This is a genomic window from Sivoneniella epilithica UHCC 1019 (assembly GCF_040830845.1).
In the GTDB taxonomy this organism is placed as follows: Bacteria; Cyanobacteriota; Cyanobacteriia; order Leptolyngbyales; family Leptolyngbyaceae; genus ULC077BIN1.
Window position 1 is genome coordinate 1 of sequence record NZ_JBFPDP010000019.1, and the last position, 19,417, is coordinate 19,417.

The 19,417-nt window shown below is 48.1% G+C and carries 17 protein-coding genes; 4 read left to right on the plus strand and 13 right to left on the minus strand.

Features of this window, described 5'->3' with window-relative positions; genetic code table 11:
- Nucleotides 1-151 precede the first annotated feature (151 nt).
- The 12 genes from AB3R30_RS13185 to AB3R30_RS13240 all read right to left on the minus strand — a co-directional run bounded on the left by AB3R30_RS13185 (nucleotide 152) and on the right by AB3R30_RS13240 (nucleotide 12,937).
- The gene (locus AB3R30_RS13185) at nucleotides 152-901 is read right to left on the minus strand and encodes a DevA family ABC transporter ATP-binding protein (protein ID WP_458649655.1); all 750 of its coding nucleotides are present in this window, start codon (nucleotides 899-901) and stop codon (nucleotides 152-154) included.
- Between the two features lie 58 nt (nucleotides 902-959).
- Nucleotides 960-2,126: an ABC transporter permease DevC gene (gene devC / locus AB3R30_RS13190; protein ID WP_458649656.1), complete on the minus strand. Its 1,167-nt coding sequence runs from the start codon at nucleotides 2,124-2,126 to the stop codon at nucleotides 960-962.
- 35 nt (nucleotides 2,127-2,161) lie between these two features.
- Nucleotides 2,162-2,797, minus strand: coding sequence for a CatB-related O-acetyltransferase (locus AB3R30_RS13195; RefSeq protein ID WP_458649657.1), 636 nt, complete (start codon nucleotides 2,795-2,797; stop codon nucleotides 2,162-2,164).
- Nucleotides 2,798-2,807: 10 nt separating this feature from the next.
- Nucleotides 2,808-3,152 carry a DUF2834 domain-containing protein gene (locus tag AB3R30_RS13200; protein WP_458649658.1) on the minus strand — a complete coding sequence of 115 codons (345 nt, stop codon included), beginning with the start codon at nucleotides 3,150-3,152 and terminating at the stop codon, nucleotides 2,808-2,810.
- A 30-nt stretch (nucleotides 3,153-3,182) separates the two neighbouring features.
- Nucleotides 3,183-3,806, minus strand: coding sequence for a GNAT family N-acetyltransferase (locus tag AB3R30_RS13205; protein ID WP_458649659.1), 624 nt, complete (start codon nucleotides 3,804-3,806; stop codon nucleotides 3,183-3,185).
- 26 nt (nucleotides 3,807-3,832) lie between these two features.
- Nucleotides 3,833-5,008 (minus strand): ABC exporter membrane fusion protein, encoded by a 1,176-nt coding sequence (locus AB3R30_RS13210; protein WP_458649660.1) that lies wholly within the window; start codon nucleotides 5,006-5,008, stop codon nucleotides 3,833-3,835.
- 200 nt (nucleotides 5,009-5,208) lie between these two features.
- A complete protein-coding gene (locus AB3R30_RS13215) occupies nucleotides 5,209-5,805 on the minus strand; it encodes a TetR/AcrR family transcriptional regulator (protein ID WP_458649661.1) in 597 nt (198 codons plus the stop codon).
- A 132-nt stretch (nucleotides 5,806-5,937) separates the two neighbouring features.
- Nucleotides 5,938-8,004, minus strand: a complete 2,067-nt coding sequence (locus AB3R30_RS13220) for an FAD-dependent oxidoreductase (RefSeq protein WP_458649662.1) — start codon at nucleotides 8,002-8,004, stop codon at nucleotides 5,938-5,940.
- Nucleotides 8,005-8,049: 45 nt separating this feature from the next.
- Nucleotides 8,050-9,150: a phosphotransacetylase family protein gene (locus AB3R30_RS13225; protein WP_458649663.1), complete on the minus strand. Its 1,101-nt coding sequence runs from the start codon at nucleotides 9,148-9,150 to the stop codon at nucleotides 8,050-8,052.
- 224 nt (nucleotides 9,151-9,374) lie between these two features.
- Nucleotides 9,375-10,364 carry a glycosyltransferase family 2 protein gene (locus AB3R30_RS13230; RefSeq protein WP_458649664.1) on the minus strand — a complete coding sequence of 330 codons (990 nt, stop codon included), beginning with the start codon at nucleotides 10,362-10,364 and terminating at the stop codon, nucleotides 9,375-9,377.
- A 188-nt stretch (nucleotides 10,365-10,552) separates the two neighbouring features.
- Nucleotides 10,553-11,875 (minus strand): pentapeptide repeat-containing protein, encoded by a 1,323-nt coding sequence (locus AB3R30_RS13235; RefSeq protein WP_458649665.1) that lies wholly within the window; start codon nucleotides 11,873-11,875, stop codon nucleotides 10,553-10,555.
- Between the two features lie 69 nt (nucleotides 11,876-11,944).
- The gene (locus AB3R30_RS13240) at nucleotides 11,945-12,937 is read right to left on the minus strand and encodes a ribose-phosphate pyrophosphokinase (RefSeq protein ID WP_458649666.1); all 993 of its coding nucleotides are present in this window, start codon (nucleotides 12,935-12,937) and stop codon (nucleotides 11,945-11,947) included.
- A 316-nt stretch (nucleotides 12,938-13,253) separates the two neighbouring features.
- On the opposite strand from AB3R30_RS13240, the gene AB3R30_RS13245 reads away from it, so the two are divergent.
- The 3 genes from AB3R30_RS13245 (at nucleotide 13,254) to bioD (ending at nucleotide 16,570) form a co-directional block, all read left to right on the plus strand.
- On the plus strand, nucleotides 13,254-13,715 hold the full coding sequence (locus AB3R30_RS13245; protein ID WP_458649667.1) for a GatB/YqeY domain-containing protein: 462 nt from the start codon (nucleotides 13,254-13,256) through the stop codon (nucleotides 13,713-13,715).
- A 138-nt stretch (nucleotides 13,716-13,853) separates the two neighbouring features.
- Complete coding sequence (locus tag AB3R30_RS13250) at nucleotides 13,854-15,851, plus strand: protein kinase domain-containing protein (protein WP_458649668.1); 1,998 nt, start codon at nucleotides 13,854-13,856, stop codon at nucleotides 15,849-15,851.
- An 11-nt stretch (nucleotides 15,852-15,862) separates the two neighbouring features.
- Nucleotides 15,863-16,570, plus strand: a complete 708-nt coding sequence (bioD, locus tag AB3R30_RS13255) for a dethiobiotin synthase (protein ID WP_458649669.1) — start codon at nucleotides 15,863-15,865, stop codon at nucleotides 16,568-16,570.
- A 19-nt stretch (nucleotides 16,571-16,589) separates the two neighbouring features.
- Here bioD and AB3R30_RS13260 read toward each other — a convergent pair whose 3' ends face one another.
- Entirely contained in the window at nucleotides 16,590-17,141 is a 552-nt protein-coding gene (locus AB3R30_RS13260) for a phycobiliprotein lyase (protein ID WP_458649670.1), read from the minus strand.
- 333 nt (nucleotides 17,142-17,474) lie between these two features.
- Here AB3R30_RS13260 and AB3R30_RS13265 point away from each other — a divergent pair, with 333 nt between their 5' ends.
- Complete coding sequence (locus AB3R30_RS13265) at nucleotides 17,475-19,301, plus strand: PAS domain-containing sensor histidine kinase (RefSeq protein ID WP_458649671.1); 1,827 nt, start codon at nucleotides 17,475-17,477, stop codon at nucleotides 19,299-19,301.
- The last annotated feature ends 116 nt before the right edge of the window (nucleotides 19,302-19,417 follow it).

The window sequence follows — 19,417 nt, forward strand, 5'->3', positions numbered from 1 at the left end:
GGCAATTTACGACTCAAGATGCCCGCATCAAACTCAAGCGTCTCTATCCATCAATTCTTTCTTGACAGACTACTAGCACTAACTTATACTGTTATCAGCCATAAATGTAAAGTAGCTACGCGATCGCGCCCATCACAATACTTCACCAACATCAATGCATTTTTGCAATGTCAACGCCATTGTTAACTAGGCGACCATCTTCCATGTATACAATGCGATCGGCAACATCTAGAATTCGGTTGTCGTGGGTGACGATTAAGATGGTGCAGTGTTGTTCTTTTGCGAGTGTCTGCATCATTTCTACGACATCGCGACCTGATTTTTTATCGAGTGCCGCAGTGGGTTCGTCGGCAAGCACAATTTTGGGGCGACTAACCAGGGCACGGGCGATCGCGACTCGTTGTTTTTGTCCACCTGATAGATTTTCTGAATAGTAATTTAAGCGATCACCTAAACCAACGTGTTCTAAAATCTCAGTCGATTGTTTATCTAAATCTTGAGTTGAAATTTCGTCGTGTAATTCTAATGACATTCGTACATTCTGCTTTGCAGTCAAAAAAGTCATTAAGTTGTGTGCCTGAAAAATATAGCCAATGTTGCGACGAATCTTCAGCAGTTTTTGCTTCCCTGCTCCCACAATTTCTTGATCCAAAATCTTAAGGCTGCCTTCTTGTGCAGATCGCAATCCGCCCATCAGTGTTAAAAGGGTTGTTTTACCGGAGCCAGAGGGACCCGTCATGATCACAATTTCGCCCGGTGCAATCTCTAAATTTACATCAAACAACACCTGTTTATGCAAATTATTTTCACCAAAGTAGTGGTTCAGATTGGTCACTGAGATCACAGATTGGGAGCCAGTCTGTGGGTTGTTGGACGTAGAATCTAGCGAGAGTGTTTGCATGATGATCACAAAAAGCTCAAGGATGAATAACCCAAAACTCAAAACTCAAAACTCAAAACTAAAAGATGTCCGCTGGGTCGGCTGATTGCAGCTTTCGCATGGCGATGACTCCAGAGCCGACGCACATGACGACGGTGAGAATGAATACGTTGGTGGCACGTTCAATAGTCATGGCGATCGGTAGCATGGTGGCACCTTGAGCGAGAGCATATAGCCCGGTGGAAAGAATTGCGCCAGGGAAAAAGCCCAGAACCGCCAGTAGTAATGCTTCCTGAATTAAGATGCCAACAAAGTAGAAGTTGCCATAGCCCATTGCTTTTAGCGTCGCGTATTCTGGCAGATGATCAGACACGTCGGAATAGAGAATTTGATAGACAATCACCACGCCAACGATGAAGCCCACAATGGTTCCCAATCCAAAAATGAAGCCGATCGGGGTGGCATTTGCCCAGTAGTCTTTTTCGCGAGTGGCAAATTCTGGCAGCGTCATCACCAAAACATCATTAGGCAAACTGGCTTTGAGAGCGGCTTGCACCTGTTTGATATCGGCGGTCGGCTTGAGCTTGATCAAGCCCACATCAATGTCTTCAGGTTGGCGATCGCGGAAAATTCGTAAAAATGTAGAATCGCTAGTGATGACGTTGCCATCGGCTGAAAAGGATGCCCCTAGGGTGAATACGCCTGTCACGCGCACGAGATTGTCGTTCACCTCAGTTTGTAGGGGTGAGGTGGTTTTGAGTAGGGTGGCGATGTCGCCAAATTCGGGTCGTCCAGCTTGATCAAACAACACTTGATTGAGTTGTTGCAGGTCACTGAGATGTTGATTAACTTCTGGTAGCTTGAACGCTTGGGAAGCAGGATCGGTGCCAAAAACGAGAATGGGGCGGGATGTGCGGGTGGTTGGGTTGCGCCACTGGGCGATCGCAATATACAGCCAACTAATAGAATCCACACCGTCCACTGCCGCCGCTTGTAGCAATCGTTCCCGTGAAAACGTTTTGGTAGAAAACAAGGTTTCAAACTGAGGATTGACGATGAATAGGTCTGATTGCAAAGTTTGATAGGGCACCGCAGCCGAATCAAACAAGGCATCTTTAAAGCCGAGTTGCACAAACATGAGAATGTCGGCAAAGGCGATTCCGGCGATCGCCACCAGCAGCCGCGTTTTCTCACGGGTCACCTGAAACCAGGCAAGCGGCGTTTTACGAAAGAGTTTAGGCAGCATAAGAGTCATGAAGTGATAAGAAATTCAAGGCATTTTCACGTTGCATGGCAGAGCGCCTGCACATTGCCACCCATAATGAGCGAGAGATTGCGCGTGATTTTTCCGATCTCCCAATTCCACCACTGAAGCGCTAGCAGTTGGGCGATTTCTGCCTCCGTAAAACGTTGCTTAATGGGCTGAGCCGGATTGCCACCCGCGATCGCATAGGCAGGAATATCTTTCACAACCACCGATCGCGCCGCAATCACGGCACCATCGCCAATCGTGACTCCCGGCATAATCAAGGAATCATAGCCCAGCCACACATCATTGCCGATGATTGTATCGCCGCGACTTGGCAGATTCATCAGGGTTGCCATTTCGCCTTCCCAGCCTTGCCCAAAAATAGGAAACGGATAAGTCGAAATGCCATCTAGTTTATGGTTAGCACCGCCCATGATGAACTGAACGCGGGTCGCGATCGCACAAAACTTACCAATAATCAGGCGATCGTTGCCATAGTTGTACAGCACATTGCGCTCAAACCCTTCTGGGTCAATTGGATCGTCATAGTAAGAGTAGTCACCAACGATGATGTTGGGCGACTTGATGAACGGTTTGATAAAGCAAACCCGACGTTGATCTGCCATCGGATAAGGACGGTTGGGATCGGGTCCATAAGGGTTTGTCATATAGCTACTTTTAGCTCTCCATAGAAAATTTTTGATCCGCCACTTGTTCAAGTTTGCGTTGACGCATTAACAGAAATAATGGAAAGCCTAAAGAAAGACCCACGGCTAGGTTGCAAACCACATAGACCCATAAATTTGTCATTTTGAGACGTGAGCCTTCCCAATACAGAAACACCCAAAAAACAATGGATGAAATCAGTAAATCCATTGCAAAAAAAGCAGAAATTCGGTTCGCAAATAGTTGCTCAAAAAACAACTGTAAATTCAAACTATGCTCAGTCAGAAATGGAATAAATTGAGAGTAAGGTAAGACAAAACCTAACAAACAAAGCAATAGATAAATGTTTTGCAGCATAAGAGAATCTCGATAGAAGTAATTAAAAAACTACTGTTGCGGCTTGCGCTGCATCAACCAATAAGGCGGAGCAGATTCAAAGTCAACAGTGTGGACAGTTTCAAACCCATACTTTTGATAGAAACGCACTCCGCGTTCCGTTGAGGTTTCCACATAGCACGGTAATTTCTCTAAATCTGCCTGGTGCAAAATTGGTTCAATCAGTAACCCGCCAATGCCCTTTCCTTGACTCTCTGGTGCCACACCCAACATAAATAAATACCAGTGAGGCTGGGGCACATCAGATTGATGCAGTTTCTCAATCTTGTTAAACGCAGACAAAAACTGTAAAGTCTTGCGCCATGACAGCTTGAAGGGTAAGGCGTAAAAGCCAAGCTGCAAGAGTCTCAAGTCATTTAGGGGATATTTTCCGGGTGGAATCCACATGGAAATGCCTTGAAGATCAGCCGTCGTGTAGATGTGATCATAGGTCTGGCTATAGCGCAGTAGGATTTTGATGAACCATTGCAAGGTTTTAAAGAGAGCAGGATCTTGTTCAGACCAAAAATACCGAAACACTGGGTCGGAATAGAAAGAATGAGCTAATACATCGATCGCTGCCTTAAACTGCGATCGATCCAGTTTCACAACCGTTGTATTGAGGGAAATAGCCATAAAATCCTCTCCAAAAAATGATCATTTCAAAGGGCGATCGCGGTTTGCACTTGTAAATTTGTTAATCCGGCAACACGCTTGCTGCTGGCTGGATAGAGGCGAATTTTGACTTCCACGACGCGGCGATCGAGGTTTTCGCCCGGTTCTGCACTAAACACATTTTGGCGGCTCACCTGTAGCCCAATTTCAGAAACGGTGCCTGTAACCTTTCCGGAAAAACCTTGTCCAGTAATCGTTGCAGCTTGTCCTAAACGGATTTTGTCGATATCGGTTTGATAAATTTCTGCAATCGCCACCATATCGTCGGTTTGTGCCAGATCAACAATGCCATCACTGCTCAATTTTTCGCCCGGTCGTGTATGAATTTTGAGGATTTGTCCGGTAATGGGGGCGCGGATGTAAGCTTGCTGCAATTCTGCCTCCGCTTTATTGGCTGCCGCGATCGCCATATCTACTTCTGTTCGTGCTTTTTGTACATCCACGGGTCGCACTTCCGCAATTTTATCCAGGGTTGCCCGTGCTTCTTGAATTTGCGCCCGCAGTGAATCTGCCTTCAGGTTTTGGATTGACTGCGCTTCTCTCAGTTGCGCTTTCGCCGTGTCAAATGTCAATCGTTTTTGGTCAAAATTGGAGGACGAAATTGCCCCATCTGTTGCTAGGGATTGGTAGCGATCGTACTCTGCACGGGCATTTTCTAGTTCCGACTGGCGACGAGAAATGGTTGCTTGTTGAGTAGCTAGTTCACCTTGAAGTTCCGCCTGAAGCCGTAGGATCTGCTGTTTTTGGGCAGCAATCTCACCGCTCTTGGCTCCGGCTTGCACTTGGGCTAGCTGCGCTTGAGCATTACGAATTTTTTCTTGGGCTTCTTGCAGTGCGGGTTGCAGGCGATCGCGAGAATCGAGAATAGCAATCACCTGTCCCGCTTGAATCCGCGCCCCCTGCTTGACCAATAGTTCTGTGACGCGATCGCCATCAAGCGCCTGCGGAGCGGACAATTTCAGTACCTCTGTGCGAGGTTCCAATCGCCCTAATGCCGTCACTTTCGTGGGCTTGGGAACGGATGTGGTCGGCTGGGTAGGAGGAGCCGCTCGACCAAATTGGGACACGCTGTAAAAAACAGTTGTACCTGCTAGTGCTGTTGCCGCGATCGCCAGACCCATCATCCAACGGTTAGATGGTTTTGAAAACAGTTGCAAGCTCATTGTGAACCTCGTTCATCCAGGTGAAAAGGGCAAGATATTTATACCGAACGCTCGATATATTAACTACTTTGCGATTCGCTTTTTTGTGGCTTAATGGTCTAGGTCGATTTATATCGAACAGTTGTTATATTTTATGTTTCTTAGCGTACACGGGTTTATTGATAGAGAAGTCATCCGATCGGGTGAATCTGCTGAGCACGTTATAATTTTTCAGTTTCTAAGAAAGACGGCTCATATTTCTCCAAATAAGCGACTAACATTTTGAGCAGCAGTTGTAGATGGGTGGAAAAGTTAGCAGCATTACAACCATAGATTTGGCTCACACAAATGCCATCCACAAACGTGAAAACAAACTGAGCAACCTGCGGATCGTGGATGCCTAAAATTTCAGAAATTTTGGGCTGGATGCGCTCACAAACTCGTTCTAAAACATTAGGCTGATTGCTATCCTGACGAATTTGCTGATAGTAATCTGTGAAGATCAACAGTTGCTTAAAAAAATAGTCCTGTTTGCGTTCTACAAACTCAAAGCCTCGTTTGATGCGATCGCTCGTTGTTTTAGCAGTTGCCATTTCACTAGAAACTTGCAGCATGTCTCGCTGGATCATTTCCTCAACCAACTGCTCAAAAATAGCTTCCTTGCTGGGAAAGTAATGGTATAAGGTTCCTGTAGAAACGCCCAAACCCGCCGCAATCTGCCGCATCGTGATTGTGGAATATCCTTTTTCAGCGAACAAGTCGAAGCATTGATCCAAGAGCGCTTGGCGATACTGGTTGTGGTCAACAATTTTTGGCATGATTGCCTCATTATATAACAAGCGTTCGATATTATGCTCGTAGTCGTGTGCTATGTATTTTCATGAGATATTTTCATGAGAGCGTTTCCCTAATGGAGTTAACCCATGCTTAAGTATTTCACCTCAGACATATCACCATGATTTCCAGTCGTCCCAATCCAAATTAAAAATAGAGGTATTTGGAAAAGCAGTTGGATTGCTGCTTGCCTCAAGCCGCGATCGCAGTTTTTCTAACAGTGGCTCTCGTTTTGGTAAATCATCCACTAGCTGGTAAGGGAACACTCCTTCCCGCAAGGCAAAATCGGCGGTCATTCCGGCAGCGGCTCCCACCGACCACTCAAACGGATGCACTCGGTAAGCAGCAGCAGCGATCGTGCTGTTCGCAATACTTTTTCCGCTGACAATCAAATTATCGATTTTTTGGGGAACCATGGCACGCAAGGCAACTTGACCGGGATAGGCAGGCCCATGAGCTTGACGAACACCAGGACGCTCTTCGTTTCCGGGCTTTTCGGGCGGTGCTTCTGCCATACACGGGTGAAAATCCATGGCATATTGAGCGATGCCAACCGAATCGGGATAGATCGTCGATCGCGTCCGTCGGGGAATTTGATCGGGGTCTATGCCATCGGGCAACTTCAAAAACTCCAGTCCTGATAGAGATTTACGCAACTTGCGATACATATCTGGCGGAAGGTTTTGGCGGTAATGTGCCTCATCGCCGTAGTCGGTTTGAGAGACATCAATTTCGTGCATGGCAAACCCGTTTGGATAGGTGAAAGTAGGGCGACCCAGAATGCGACGGGCTTCGCGAATATACGGATATTTAGACAGTCCATGCGCCGTGCCCATGGGTGCCTTTAGCCCGGTGACATACCGATGATTGGGGGCGGGTTGCTTCACGCCATCCCCTAATTGCGAATCGGTGGTGCCTGCCACGAGCCAATGATAATAAGCGATCGCGTTTTCCTCGCCGCGCCGCAGAGTTTCCGTTCTCAATCCGCCCATCCAGCCATTTGGACTCAATTCTCCGCGCTGCTGCAACTGTTCGCGGCTATAAATCAAATTATCTTGCTCTGTTCCCGGACGGTAATCATTGCCCCACGTCCAGTTCTGCATAGACAGATCTCCGGGCAACACTGCGGCTACTCCAAATCGAGTGGCTTTGGGGCGCTTTTGAAAATCGGGACTCCAAATCCGGCGATAGGTGAAAACCGCATCAATGCCGACGTTATTTGAGTTTTCGTAGCTGAAGTAAGGCGCATATTGCGAGTAGAAAGTTGGCTCTGGCTGGGGTTGTGGGGTTGCGGTACGCTCCATCACAAACGTGTAAGTGAAACCCTGAGTGCAATAAGCATCGTTGTTTTGGACGGGGGAAGAGGGATTAATGTGAGACACCGGATCTAGCCCAAGGCGATAGGGCACATCCGCAAGGGCAACAATTTCGCCAGTTTCGGTGGCTTCGAGGATGTACCAAGGGGTGGGGGGAATGGAAGAGGTAGAGGGCGTGGAGGCAGTAGAAGGGATGAAGCGAATGGGCTGCTTTTTCAGTCGGGCTGAGTTTTCGGGGCGGTAAATGTCTTCGATTAGGAGCGAAAGCGGTTCGGTGTTGAGCGGCGCAGTGTTGGGAGCGGGGGAATGTTGGAGGGCGATCGCGCTGCTGATCTGCCGCCCATCGGGGCTATAGTCCAACGCTTTGATCACGGTGTTTGGAAACCATTTGAGCGTCCCTTTGCCTTTTTTGGCGGCATCTTGCAGCATTGCCGACAGAATTTGGTGTCCATCGCTGGGCAAAAAACAGGCGACGCTGACCCAGCAATTGCCAGCACTGAGACTGCCATACTTTTTGACGAGGCGATCGCGAAATTCATTGTAGCCGCGTGGAAAAAAGCGCTGCTCTCGCATCCGCTTCGCTTCATCCAACGCCGAAGTGCCCTGAGAGGAAACTTGTCCGCCCACCCAATCGGTAATATCGGTGAGGCAAACTGTGCGCCCCGCCAGCAAACTTTCATAGGCGGCAGCAGTGCCAGCAAAGCCAGCCCCCACGATCAACAGTTCACAGTCAACTATTTGCTCTGACGCTTGCTGAGGCGATCGCCCCTGTGCCTGCACATCCACCGATTGCCCAGTAACAAAAACAGCAGCCAGGGCATTCAATAAAGCGCGCTGCCAAAAGCGGCACGAGACAGCAAAATCCACTACTCTACACTCCATACTTCGGACTTCCCCGCCCATAAGCATCGCTTAGCCGACCGGGGTGGGTAATTCTAATTCTAGATCTGCCATCAGGCGATCGAAATCGAAGCATTCAGACATCATCTGGTAGAGACATTTGATTTTAATCGGGTCGTGAATCCGGACTTGCCCGATCGCCCGATCCACAATTTCCACAGTAGCCAGCGTATCTAAATCCACAGATAAAATCGGAATTTCCAGATCTTCAGCACGACTAAGCACATCAGGATGGGGACGCATTTGTCCGGTTAAAACTAAACATTGGGTCGAAGTTTCTAGGGCGGCAAGCTGAATATCGGTGCGATCGCCCCCGGTAATCACTGCCATATTGCGCCCTTTACGAAGATAGCGCAGCGCTGAATTGACATTCATGGCACCGATTGCCAAGCTTTCTACCATCAAATCCAGGCGATCGCGACGACACAGCACCTCTGCCTGCAATTGTTCTACCAAATCGCCAACACTCACACTCCGCAGCAACTCATTTCGGGGCATTAATCCAAACACGCGAATATTACGATCTTCTAAATAAGGCTTAACAGTCGTCTGCACTTCCTCAAGCCGATCTTTGGGAATATCGTTGATGAACACACCCAACAAGCGATCGCCCAACCGCCGCTTTGCAGAAATCAGCGCCCCCACAATCAGCAGCGAATGAAACCGTGCCACCAGCAGCACCCCTGCATCCACAACCTCAGCCACTTGCTGCAAGGATAGATCAAACAGACTGCCCTCTTCCAAGTTAGAAGGACCTTCTAGCACCATCAGATCAGCCCCCTGCGTCTGCAAATATTGGGTCAGCATTGTAGGATAGTTGATGGTATTTTCACCTCGAATTCGCTTTTGCAGCGTAGAATCGATCAGTGGCAATACGGTAGGCAACACGCGACTGGAGGCTAATCCGAGGGTTTGTGCCACAAACTGCACATCCGCTTCAATCGGTTCGCCAGACATGTCATCAGGCGACGTGTAAAACGTGCCCAGAGGCTTGCCATAGGCAATATCTAAACCTCGTTCTTGCAACTGATGAGCAATGCCCAAAGCGGTTGCTGATTTGCCGCTGTAGGCTTCGGTTGAACCGATCAATAGATACTTAGACTTTGTGGGCACGCCTCTACTCCTGGTTTTAAACTCTAGCGAATACTGAAAAACTTCTGTCCACTCATTGTACGGCAACCGTTTGTCTGTCATATTGCTTAACAGGGTTCCCTGACTAGAGGAATCAGTTAATCAGTTGTAGAGAAAGGGTAAAGTTTTGAGTTTTGAGTTTTGAGTGTGGAGTGCGAAAACGATCGCCCCTTCTACCATTCCTTTTTTAAATCATTCTCCTGCTTTCATCGGTCTTTGATCACTTCTTGCCGATTTGAGTAGGTTCGAGTTGAATGCAACGCTTTGAATCCAGCAATTTCCGACAGAGTATAAAGCGGACGATTTTTTACTTCTTCGTAAATTCGTCCAATGTATTCGCCGAGGATACCGATGCTGAAAAGCTGCACGGCTCCCAGAAAAAAGACGGCAGCAGCAACGATCGCGTGTCCTGTGATCGGCGACGCTGGATGAAATAACCGCCAATAAATGACGACAAATGCCATAGTCAACGCCATCACGGCTGAGAAGAAACCCAGATAGGTAGAAAGGCGCAAGGGCACTGTGGAGAAAGAGACTAGCCCATTCGTGGCGAGGGCGAGCGATTTGCGAAAGGTGTATTTTACGGTGCCAGCATAGCGGGGATCTCGTTCAAATAATACGGCAGTTTGACGGAATCCAATCCACGATCGCAGCCCTCGAATATACCGATTGCGCTCTGGCATTGCGTTTAGCACATCGACAGCTTGGCGATCGAGCAGACAAAAATCGCCCGTTTCAGTCGGAATATCCACATCTGCCAATTGTTTGAGAATCCGATAAAAGCCGTAGGCAGTCAGTCGCTTAAACCAACTTTCCCGATGGCGCTGGGTGCGTTGGGCATAGACCACGTCAAATCCTTGTTTCCACTGCTCAACCATGCTGGGAATCAGTTCCGGAGGATCTTGCAAATCTGCATCTAGGATCACCACGACCTGCCCACGAGAAAAATTCAGTCCAGCGGTAACAGCAGTTTGATGTCCAAAGTTACGAGCAAGACTGATGTAGCAAACACGCGGATCTTGATCATGGAGGTCGCGCATGATGGCTAAAGAGCGATCGCGACTGCCATCATTGATCAAAATTAGCTCAACCGTTCCATCCATTTGCTCCATCACCGCTTGGAGGCGACGATAAAGCTCTGGCAGCGTTTCCTCTTCGTTATAAATCGGGACAATAAAAGAATATTTACAGGACATGAACATCAAAAATAGATAGATGATTAAAAAGAGTTTTGATGATTCGATTAAAGGTGCTTTCCAGCAACCAAAGCACTTGTAAGGCTCGTGAATTAAATCACCTGTGTCTTTGGGGCAAGATGTGTAGCAAGCTCTCCTATTGAGCATTTGCCATTCGCCATTCACCATTCGCCATTCACATTCACCACTTACCTGCCTAACTTGTTCGGAATCCCCTCACATCCACCTGGAATCGTGCCTCGTGTTTTAGAGCCACCCCAAGCACAGCAATAATAGCGCTGCTCTTCAGATAGCTGCATCGCATCCGTAAAGTCTGCGTTTTCAATTACGGCTCCCGTATGTTTTCCCGTTCGATAATTAGGGGGTTCTAAACGGCTGCGAGGGCTGGCATCTTCAGCTTTGCCATAGAAAAAACGAGTGCCGTTGAGATCGGCTCCACGCAGTTTGGCATCGCAGAGAATTGTGCGGCAGAGATTAGTTTTGACTAAATCACAAAAGCTGAGATCACCTCGAATTAGGTTTGCCTCGCTCAAATCTGTCCACCGCAGATCGGTTGCGGCTAAATTTGCGCCTGCCAACATTACGCCCAGGTCAATTACCCGAATGCCGTTAAGCAAATCTTCTTGATAGCCGCCCGATCCATCCAAAATAGCGCGACCCAAACGCCGATCGCGCCGTAGGGGAGTCAGCAACCGCGCCCGACTGAGAAAGCGAATGATTTTGGCTTTGCCACCTGCATCCACACTGCTGAGAATGGCAGCCGTTCGTCCTGCGGCGATCGCTCGTTCTTGGGGCCAATCTTCTAGCAAGCCTTCCTCATCTAGCACCAATTCTGAAACGCCTTGAAAATAGCTATCAATGGTTTGCTGTTGTGTAATTAAATTTTGCTGAATTGTTAAATCCCGCGAGATGATGTACTGCCGCCATGCAATATAAACGGCGAGAATGGCGATCAAAATCTGCCCGATCGCGCCTAACACTTCACCCATGGCACCCACTGCATCCCAGCCGATCGCCGCGAGGGATGCGCCCAAACGGTTAAAAAAACCACTCAATTTGAGCAACCCTAAGAGCGCAATGCTGCCAAAGACACTGCCCAACAAAATCGCGCGTTCTTGTTCAGGGATGAACTCTAGAAACAGACGGCGCAATGGATTCCAGAGAATTTGCAGAGAAATCGCCAGAGCTACTAATGAGCCAGATAGCCCAATCCAAACATTATCCACGAGCAGACCGACCATCATGATGGCGATCGCTAAAAACAAAATCAGAATTTTTGGAGTTTGATTGCCGCTATCAGAAGAGTTAGAGGAAGGGAAGGAGCGATCGTCGGTTCGCTTTGTGCCATTGCCCCCATCGCGACTGAATCCATTCCCAGTCACTTTTGATTCTGTTGACCTTAAGTTGTCTTCATGAGTTACCAGCGAACTATTCTGAGCCAAATGGAGATCAGGGGACGATTCAGATTGAGGAGCAGTATCGGAATGAGGCAGATTGGGATCAAGGGTCATGTCTAGCGTCGCATCAACGACTGAACATTTGCCCTATACTACCTCAGTCACTCAGATTAGGCGCTCAAATCAGCGGAACATGCTGCTCACGGAACTATCTTCATGAATTCGCCAAATCGCTTCTCCCAGCAAATTGGCAACCGATAAAACAGTCAGTTGCGAAAAGCAATGCTCTTCCGCAATAGGAATGGTGTTAGTGACAATCACTTCCTCCAAAATTCCGCTTGATAAACGCTCGATCGCCGGAGGAGACAGCACTGCATGAGTCGCACAAGCATAGACCTGACGCGCCCCTTCTTTTCTCAGCAACCGTGCCCCTTCTGTAATCGTGCCAGCCGTATCAATCATGTCATCGACCAAGACGGCTGTTTTGCCACGCACATCGCCAATCACATTCATCACTTCAGCCACATTGTGCGCTTGGCGGCGCTTATCAATAATTGCCAGTGGAGCATCCCCCAGCTTTTTGGCAAAAGCCCGTGCCCGTGCCACACCGCCCACATCCGGCGAAACCACCACAATATCTGATAGCTGCTTGCTATGCAGGTAGTCCAGCAGCACGGGAGAGCCATAGACGTGATCCATCGGAATATCAAAATATCCTTGAATCTGAGCCGAATGCAGATCCATTGCCAAAATACGGCTAGCTCCGGCTTTGGTAATCAAGTTGGCAACGAGTTTGGCAGTAATAGATTCTCGCCCAGCGGTTTTGCGATCGGCTCTCGCATAGCCATAATAGGGAATCACTGCGGTAATCTGCCGCGCAGAGGCACGTCGGCACGCATCAATCATGGTCAATAATTCCATCAGGTGATCGTTAACCGGGCGGCAAGTTGGCTGTAGCAGATAAACATCGCAGCCCCGAATCGATTCCTGGATTTGAATATACAGTTCGCCATCTGCAAACTGTTTTCGTACCATGGGTCCTAAATCGATCCCAAGATACCGTGAAACTTCATGGGAGAGTTCCATATTCGCCGAACCAGACAGCAATCTCAGGCGATTGTTGTCATTAAAAGACGGCAAAGTGAGTTGGGGAGTCGGCAATACGGAATGAATCACAGCGTACCCTTGAACGCAACCATGGAAATCTTATCACTCACTTTTGTATCCATCTCCAGCAGTTTTTCGGAGAGGTATTGCTAAATTGAGACGATCGCGTCATGCAACTGCTTAAATTAGGCAACTGCTTAAATTATGGTAATTGTTGAGCGATCGCTCATAACACTTTGTGATTTTAGCTTGAAGTGTGATTTTAGCTTGAAGTTTAATAAAGTAGTGTACTGACCTACAGTAATTTGTGCAGCCATCACTGCGGATACAATCGTTTTGCGATCGCAATCATCGAAAAAGGCACCACGCAATGGGGTTAAAAGCAATGGGTTTAAAAGAGCGCATCAGCGACGATATCAAACTAGCCATGAAAGCCCAAGACAAAATCCGGCTAGAAACCGTTCGCAATATCAAAAAAGTGATTTTGGAAAAAGAGTCAGCCATTCGCCCATCGGGGCAAGAAAGCCTGACCGAAGAGCAAGAAATCGAAATTGTGGTGCAGCTTGCCAAACAGCGCCGCGACTCGATCGCCCAATATCAGCAAGCAGGGCGCACCGACCTCGCCAACCAAGAAACTCAGGAATTGACCATTTTGGAAGAGTATCTACCGAAACAACTCTCCGACGACGAAATTAGCCAAATAATTGAGACGATTATTTCCCAAACTGGGGCAACCTCCACCCAAGAGATGGGAAAAGTCATAGGAACCGCCATGCAGCAACTCAAAGGGAAAGCTGACGGCAAAAAAGTCCAAGAAATGGTGAAAGCTAAGCTAGGAGGAGAGTAGTTTTTAATTTTGAATTCTTAATTTTGAATTAAAGGCTTAGAACTCAAAACTCAAAACTCAAAACTCAAAACTCAAAACTCAAAACCTTCCTCCGCCTCCACACTTTCGTCTCTCGTAACTCGTAATTCATCCCCTCCTATGCGCCCCTCTCTGCCCGTTGGAACTATCTTGCAAAATCGTTACCGCGTTCTCAGCATTCTGGGTCAAGGCGGGTTTGGTCGCACCTACTTAGCAGAAGATCAGGGGCGATTTAACGAACGTTGCGCCCTCAAAGAACTGACTCCTGCCCAAGGAGGCGACTATGCGCTGGACAAATCTAAGGAATTATTTCAGCGAGAAGCTCAAATTTTGTATCAGATTCAGCATCCTCAAATTCCTCAATTTCGAGCGACGTTTGAGCAAGATCAACGCTTATTCCTAGTGCAAGATTATGTGGAAGGGCAAACCTATCGAGCGTTGCTAGATCAGCGGAAAGCCCAAGGAATTGCTTTTTCTGAAGGGGAAGCGCTCCAATTTATGCGGCAGTTGTTGCCAGTGATGGCGCATATTCACAGCAAAGGGATTGTTCATCGCGATATTGCCCCTGATAATGTGATTTTGCGGCAGCAAGATAGCAAACCAGTTCTGATTGATTTTGGCGTGGTGAAAGAACTGGCAACCCGCTTTCAAACCATGACTACGGGCATTGTGCAAGCGACAACGGTGGGAAAACCGGGCTATGCCCCGATCGAGCAAATGCAAACGGGCAAGGCGTATCCTAGTAGCGATCTCTATTCGCTGGCGGTCACGGCGGTTGTGTTGCTCACGGGCAGAGAGCCACAAGAGTTGTTTGATGATTCCACAATGACCTGGTATTGGCAGCGCTGGGTGACGGTGAATCCGGGGTTTGCTCAGGTGCTAAATCGGATGCTGAGCTATCGTCCGGGCGATCGCTACCAATCGGTCAGCGAAGTCGTTCAGGCATTACAGACCGCATTCAATCCAGCGGCTCCAGTTCAACCGCCCTCGGTGCCCAGATCTGTGCCGCCCCCGCCCCCGCCTCCTGCAACGCCAGCCTATCCCGCTGAAACCCCTATTTTCACTCAGCCTCAACCTCAGCCAGCCCAGTCTTACATGCAGACAGTGGCAGTGGGGCAGCGCCAACCCCCAGAAGCGATTCCAGAAACCCCGCGATCGCAGCCCATCATCGAAGAACCCCGTAGCTCTTTATGGGATGATCCCCTAGCGATTATTGCCCTAGGCATTGGGCTAGTCGTGCTAACGGGTTTAGGCTCTTGGCTGATTATGCAAACACTTCTCAGTAGTCAAAATTCATCAAACACTCTCCCTCCGCCCATCGTCACCCCAACGATTACCCCCACACCTACGCCCACTGTTACGCCAATACCTAGCCCTACGCCGACTCCAACCCCTACGCCCACGCCACCCCCTCCCGATCCGGTGAACTATACCAAACGGCTCACCATCGATCCCGATACCAGCGTGACGCAGCGAGGCGTGTTGAGGAGCAACGAAACCATGACTTACATTGTTTCTGGCTCCCAAAACCAAACCCTAGAAACCGCCATCAGCGGGGATGGTGTGTTGATGACCATTATTGGTCCCGATGGCAGACCTGTGGACAGTCGCGCCCAGCGAGTATCTTATTGGCAAGGTTCATTGCCCTTTAATGGGGATTACTTTATTGAACTCAGCCCTGTGAAAGGCATAAACAATGGTCGATATGACTTAGATGTTACTCTCAGAAGTGCATCCCGACCCAGCCCCGTCCCGACTCCAACCCCAAGCCCGACTGATCCCCCATCACCACCCCCCGAACCTAAAATTAATGAAATTCCAGTCGAGTTTCCACCGGGCGATACGTCGCAATCGTTTAGCGATCGCATTAAACGCAATGTCACCAACCGCTATGTTATATCCGCGCCTCAAAATACAGTATTGACCGCCCAAATGTATGGAGGAACAACTCTTCGAGTGTATAACTCCGCAGGTCAAGTTCTTAGTTCTAATGGAGCCACTTATTGGCAAGCAATCATTGATTACGATGGACAATACCGACCAGGAGTCTATCGCATCGATTCATTAGGAGCGAGAGGAACCGATTACACGTTAGATTTAAGCCTTGTGAACCGCTAAAGGAGCGAACAGTGAACGCTTTACTCGTGGCTGGAACGGATACAGACGCAGGAAAAACTGTTGTTATGAGTGCCCTTGCTGCCTACTGGCAGACCTATTGGTCAAAGCAACGGCTAGGAATTTTGAAGCCGATTCAGTCTGGGATAGGCGACTGCGAACTCTATAGCCAACTGTTTGGGCTAGACCCGGCAGACGTGACTCCGGTTCGATTTGAGGCTCCCTTGGCTCCACCGATCGCCGCTGAACGGGAAGGCAGCAAGGTCGCAATAGAACAGGCATGGCAAGCGTTTGAGCAATTACGCCAAAGTCGGGATTTTGTTTTAGTCGAAGGGTTAGGTGGGCTGGGTTCTCCGGTGACTCGCGAAACTACCGTTGCAGATTTGGCATGGGATTGGCGATTGCCAACGGTGCTGGTGGTGCCAGTAAGGTTGGGGGCGATCGGGCAAGCGGTTGCCAATGTCGCGTTAGCCCGTCAATCAAAAATTCACCTAAAAGGCATTATTTTGAACTGCGCCCATCCTCAAGCTCAGCAGGAAATTGCTGATTTTGCTCCAGTCAAATTAATTGAATCATTGACCACGATTCCCGTGTTGGGAACTTTGCCCCATATCTCCGACTTGATGAGTATTGCCCAGTTAGCTAAAGCCGCCTCTCAGCTTGACTTAGAGCGCCTATTTCCGGGCAATCTTTGGAGATTTTCTGAGCCAGTGGCAGGATAACCCGTGGCAGGCTCAAAAGTTATGCTTTGGGGGGTGCAGTTTCTGCTGGCTTGGAAACACCCATGCGAATCTCTGAGCAAAATGAAGCGAGACTAAATCCGCTCGATCGCTTCAAAACACTAGTGCGTAAGCGCAAGTTGGGGCTAGCAAACCATAACCGCTCTTCGGCATATAGGGTTTTATCTTCAGTAATCAGGGTGACTGCATCATCATCGCCCACCACATAGCGCCCTAAACTAGGTGTTTTTCCAGCAGCGCCCGATTCGCTCAATAGCTGTCCCTGATTTGGATTTTCAGGATCGGCTACAGGCACCAGCAGGGTTGATCCCGCATATTTTTTCCCACCTGGTTCCATCGTTCCGTTCCACTTAGCTCGTGCGCCACACAGCGCTAATGCAGGATCAATGCGGCACTGCTGACAAAGCTTCACAACTGCTGGATCTGCCAGATCAACCATTTCAATAACCAGGTCAGACTTGCCTGCTTCTGATGGCTTGAAATCAAGATGATGGCTGGTTCGCTGAGAAAACCACTTACCACTGCTTAGTTCAAAAAATTCGACTATATTCATCGCTTATAACAATCCCGCAATCTGCATCCTCAGTCCCCTCATTATTGCAAGTTTCTGGAACACTGACTCTGGAACCCTAACATTGACTAGAAATAGAAGACTAGAGGGCGTTAGTGATTCTCGTCCTTTGGGCAATCTAAACCGGGGCGCTCACTTGAAATAGGATTGCGTACAGACTGAGCAACTATGATTGATGACCCACGATAAGTAGAAAGCTGTTTTGGATTTCTAGCTAACTAGGGATGATGCAAGTTTAGAGCGAGACACGTAACGTTCTTGATCATAAAACTTCCATCAAGATTAGGCTTGAGGGGCAATCAAGGGAGAACATTAATGGCGGTGATGGATGATGAGATGCGAATTCGAGCGTTAGAGCAGGAAAATTTGGCTCTTCGCCAGCAGGTAGCGCAGGCTGAAGAATCACGATCGCAGCTAAAAAGCTTAATTGCCAAACGCACAGCAGCATTGGAACAACAGATTTGCGATCGCCAACAATCAGAAGAAGCATTGCGTCATTCTCAACAAAAACTCTCGTTGCTCTTTCAACAAACGCCCTTAGCCATCATTGAATGGAATGCAAATCGAGAAGTGCAGGAATGGAACCCGGCTGCCGAACGGATTTTTGGGTATCAACGACAAGAAGCGATCGGTCGTCCCTTTGGCTTTTTATTGCCAGACCTAATCAGAGACGAAGTGAACCAAATTTTGGCTGGAATGAATCAGCCTCAATCCTCTCATCATACGATTAACGAAAACCTAACTAAGGACGGTAAAACGATTATTTGTGAGTGGTATAACGTGCCACTGATTGCCTCAAATGGTCAAATTGTTGGCTCTGCCTCCTTAGCTCTAGATGTTTCCGAACGCAAACAGACAGAAGCCAAACTTCAAGAACGAGAAGCATTCCTTCGCACTATTTTTGATGGCGTGCAGCAGGAAATTTTTGTGGTGAACGTAACGGACACTGGAGACTTGCGGTTTGGCGGTTGGAACTGGTATTCCGAAAAACTGATTGGAATGACCAGTGCCGATGCGGTCGGCAAAACGCCAGAAGATGTGTTTGGGATTGAGCTAGGACCCCAAGTGCGTCAACAGTTTTCACAATGTTTAACCCTGCAAAGCAAAGTCACCTATGAAGAACATTTAACGCTTGAGAATGAATCTGTATGGCTATTAACCACCCTTAACCCACAGTTTGATGAATCGGGTAGGCTGTATCGAATTGTGGGAACCTCGCTGGATATTGGCGATCGCAAACGGGCTGAAGCATTACTTCATGAAAAAAATCGCGACTTAGAGCAAACCTTAGCCGAGTTACAGCACACCCAAACTCAACTGATTCAGAGTGAAAAAATGTCCAGTTTAGGACAACTCGTTGCAGGCGTTGCCCACGAAATTAATAACCCAGTTAATTTTATTCACGGCAATCTGAGTCATGCCCACGACTATACCCAAGACCTGATTGGCTTAGTGGAGTTGTATCAAATTCATGTGCCTAATCCCCCTGCGATTATTCAAACCACCACGAATACTATTGATCTAGACTTTTTGAAAGAAGATTTGCCCAAAGTGCTTAGTTCAATGCGAGTGGGTTCAGAGCGAATTCGGGAAATTGTGCGATCGCTACGAACCTTCTCTCGTTTAGATGAAGCAGAATTCAAAGCGGTAGATATCCATGAAGGCATTGATAGCACACTGATGATTTTGCAAAGCCGACTCAAAGCAAAATCTGATAGTCCTAGCATTCAAATCCTGAAAGAGTACGGCACATTGCCGCTAGTAGATTGCTACCCAGGTCAGCTTAACCAAGTGTTAATGAATATTCTCAGCAATGCCATTGATGCGCTAGAAGAGGCAAGATCAAAATCAGCTACTTTTTCGCCCCTAATCACGATTTGTACCCGTGTCCTGCCTATCAACCGCATTGCCATTGAAATTGCGGATAATGGAGCGGGAATGAATGAGCAAGTGCGATCGCGCTTATTTGATCCATTTTTCACCACCAAAACAGTGGGCAAAGGCACGGGATTAGGGCTTTCCATTAGCTATCAAATTGTGGCAGAAAAACACAAAGGTCGGCTCACTTGTCACTCTGCAACCGGGCAAGGAGCCAAATTTATTATTGAGATTCCCATTCATCAAACCAGCAGCAAGGGATAATCAAAGTCGATCGCCGTTCCTCAAAAGCAGAATCGATCCAACCGCTTGTCCAATCCTGCACAATAGAACTAATACCAAAGAACTAATACCAAGTTGAAATTGGAATGCGACAGATG

Bases quoted from the DNA above. Each gene is read 5' to 3' on its own strand.
- AB3R30_RS13260 (WP_458649670.1), bottom strand. From the start codon at position 17,141: ATGAATATAGTCGAATTTTTTGAACTAAGCAGTGGTAAGTGGTTTTCT.
- AB3R30_RS13230 (WP_458649664.1), bottom strand. From the start codon at position 10,364: ATGTCCTGTAAATATTCTTTTATTGTCCCGATTTATAACGAAGAGGAA.
- devC (WP_458649656.1), bottom strand. From the start codon at position 2,126: ATGCTGCCTAAACTCTTTCGTAAAACGCCGCTTGCCTGGTTTCAGGTG.
- AB3R30_RS13215 (WP_458649661.1), bottom strand. From the start codon at position 5,805: ATGCCAAAAATTGTTGACCACAACCAGTATCGCCAAGCGCTCTTGGAT.
- AB3R30_RS13205 (WP_458649659.1), bottom strand. From the start codon at position 3,806: ATGGCTATTTCCCTCAATACAACGGTTGTGAAACTGGATCGATCGCAG.
- AB3R30_RS13185 (WP_458649655.1), bottom strand. From the start codon at position 901: ATGCAAACACTCTCGCTAGATTCTACGTCCAACAACCCACAGACTGGC.
- AB3R30_RS13210 (WP_458649660.1), bottom strand. From the start codon at position 5,008: ATGAGCTTGCAACTGTTTTCAAAACCATCTAACCGTTGGATGATGGGT.
- AB3R30_RS13235 (WP_458649665.1), bottom strand. From the start codon at position 11,875: ATGACCCTTGATCCCAATCTGCCTCATTCCGATACTGCTCCTCAATCT.
- AB3R30_RS13265 (WP_458649671.1), top strand. From the start codon at position 17,475: ATGGCGGTGATGGATGATGAGATGCGAATTCGAGCGTTAGAGCAGGAA.
- AB3R30_RS13250 (WP_458649668.1), top strand. From the start codon at position 13,854: ATGCGCCCCTCTCTGCCCGTTGGAACTATCTTGCAAAATCGTTACCGC.
- AB3R30_RS13245 (WP_458649667.1), top strand. From the start codon at position 13,254: ATGGGTTTAAAAGAGCGCATCAGCGACGATATCAAACTAGCCATGAAA.
- AB3R30_RS13200 (WP_458649658.1), bottom strand. From the start codon at position 3,152: ATGCTGCAAAACATTTATCTATTGCTTTGTTTGTTAGGTTTTGTCTTA.
- AB3R30_RS13195 (WP_458649657.1), bottom strand. From the start codon at position 2,797: ATGACAAACCCTTATGGACCCGATCCCAACCGTCCTTATCCGATGGCA.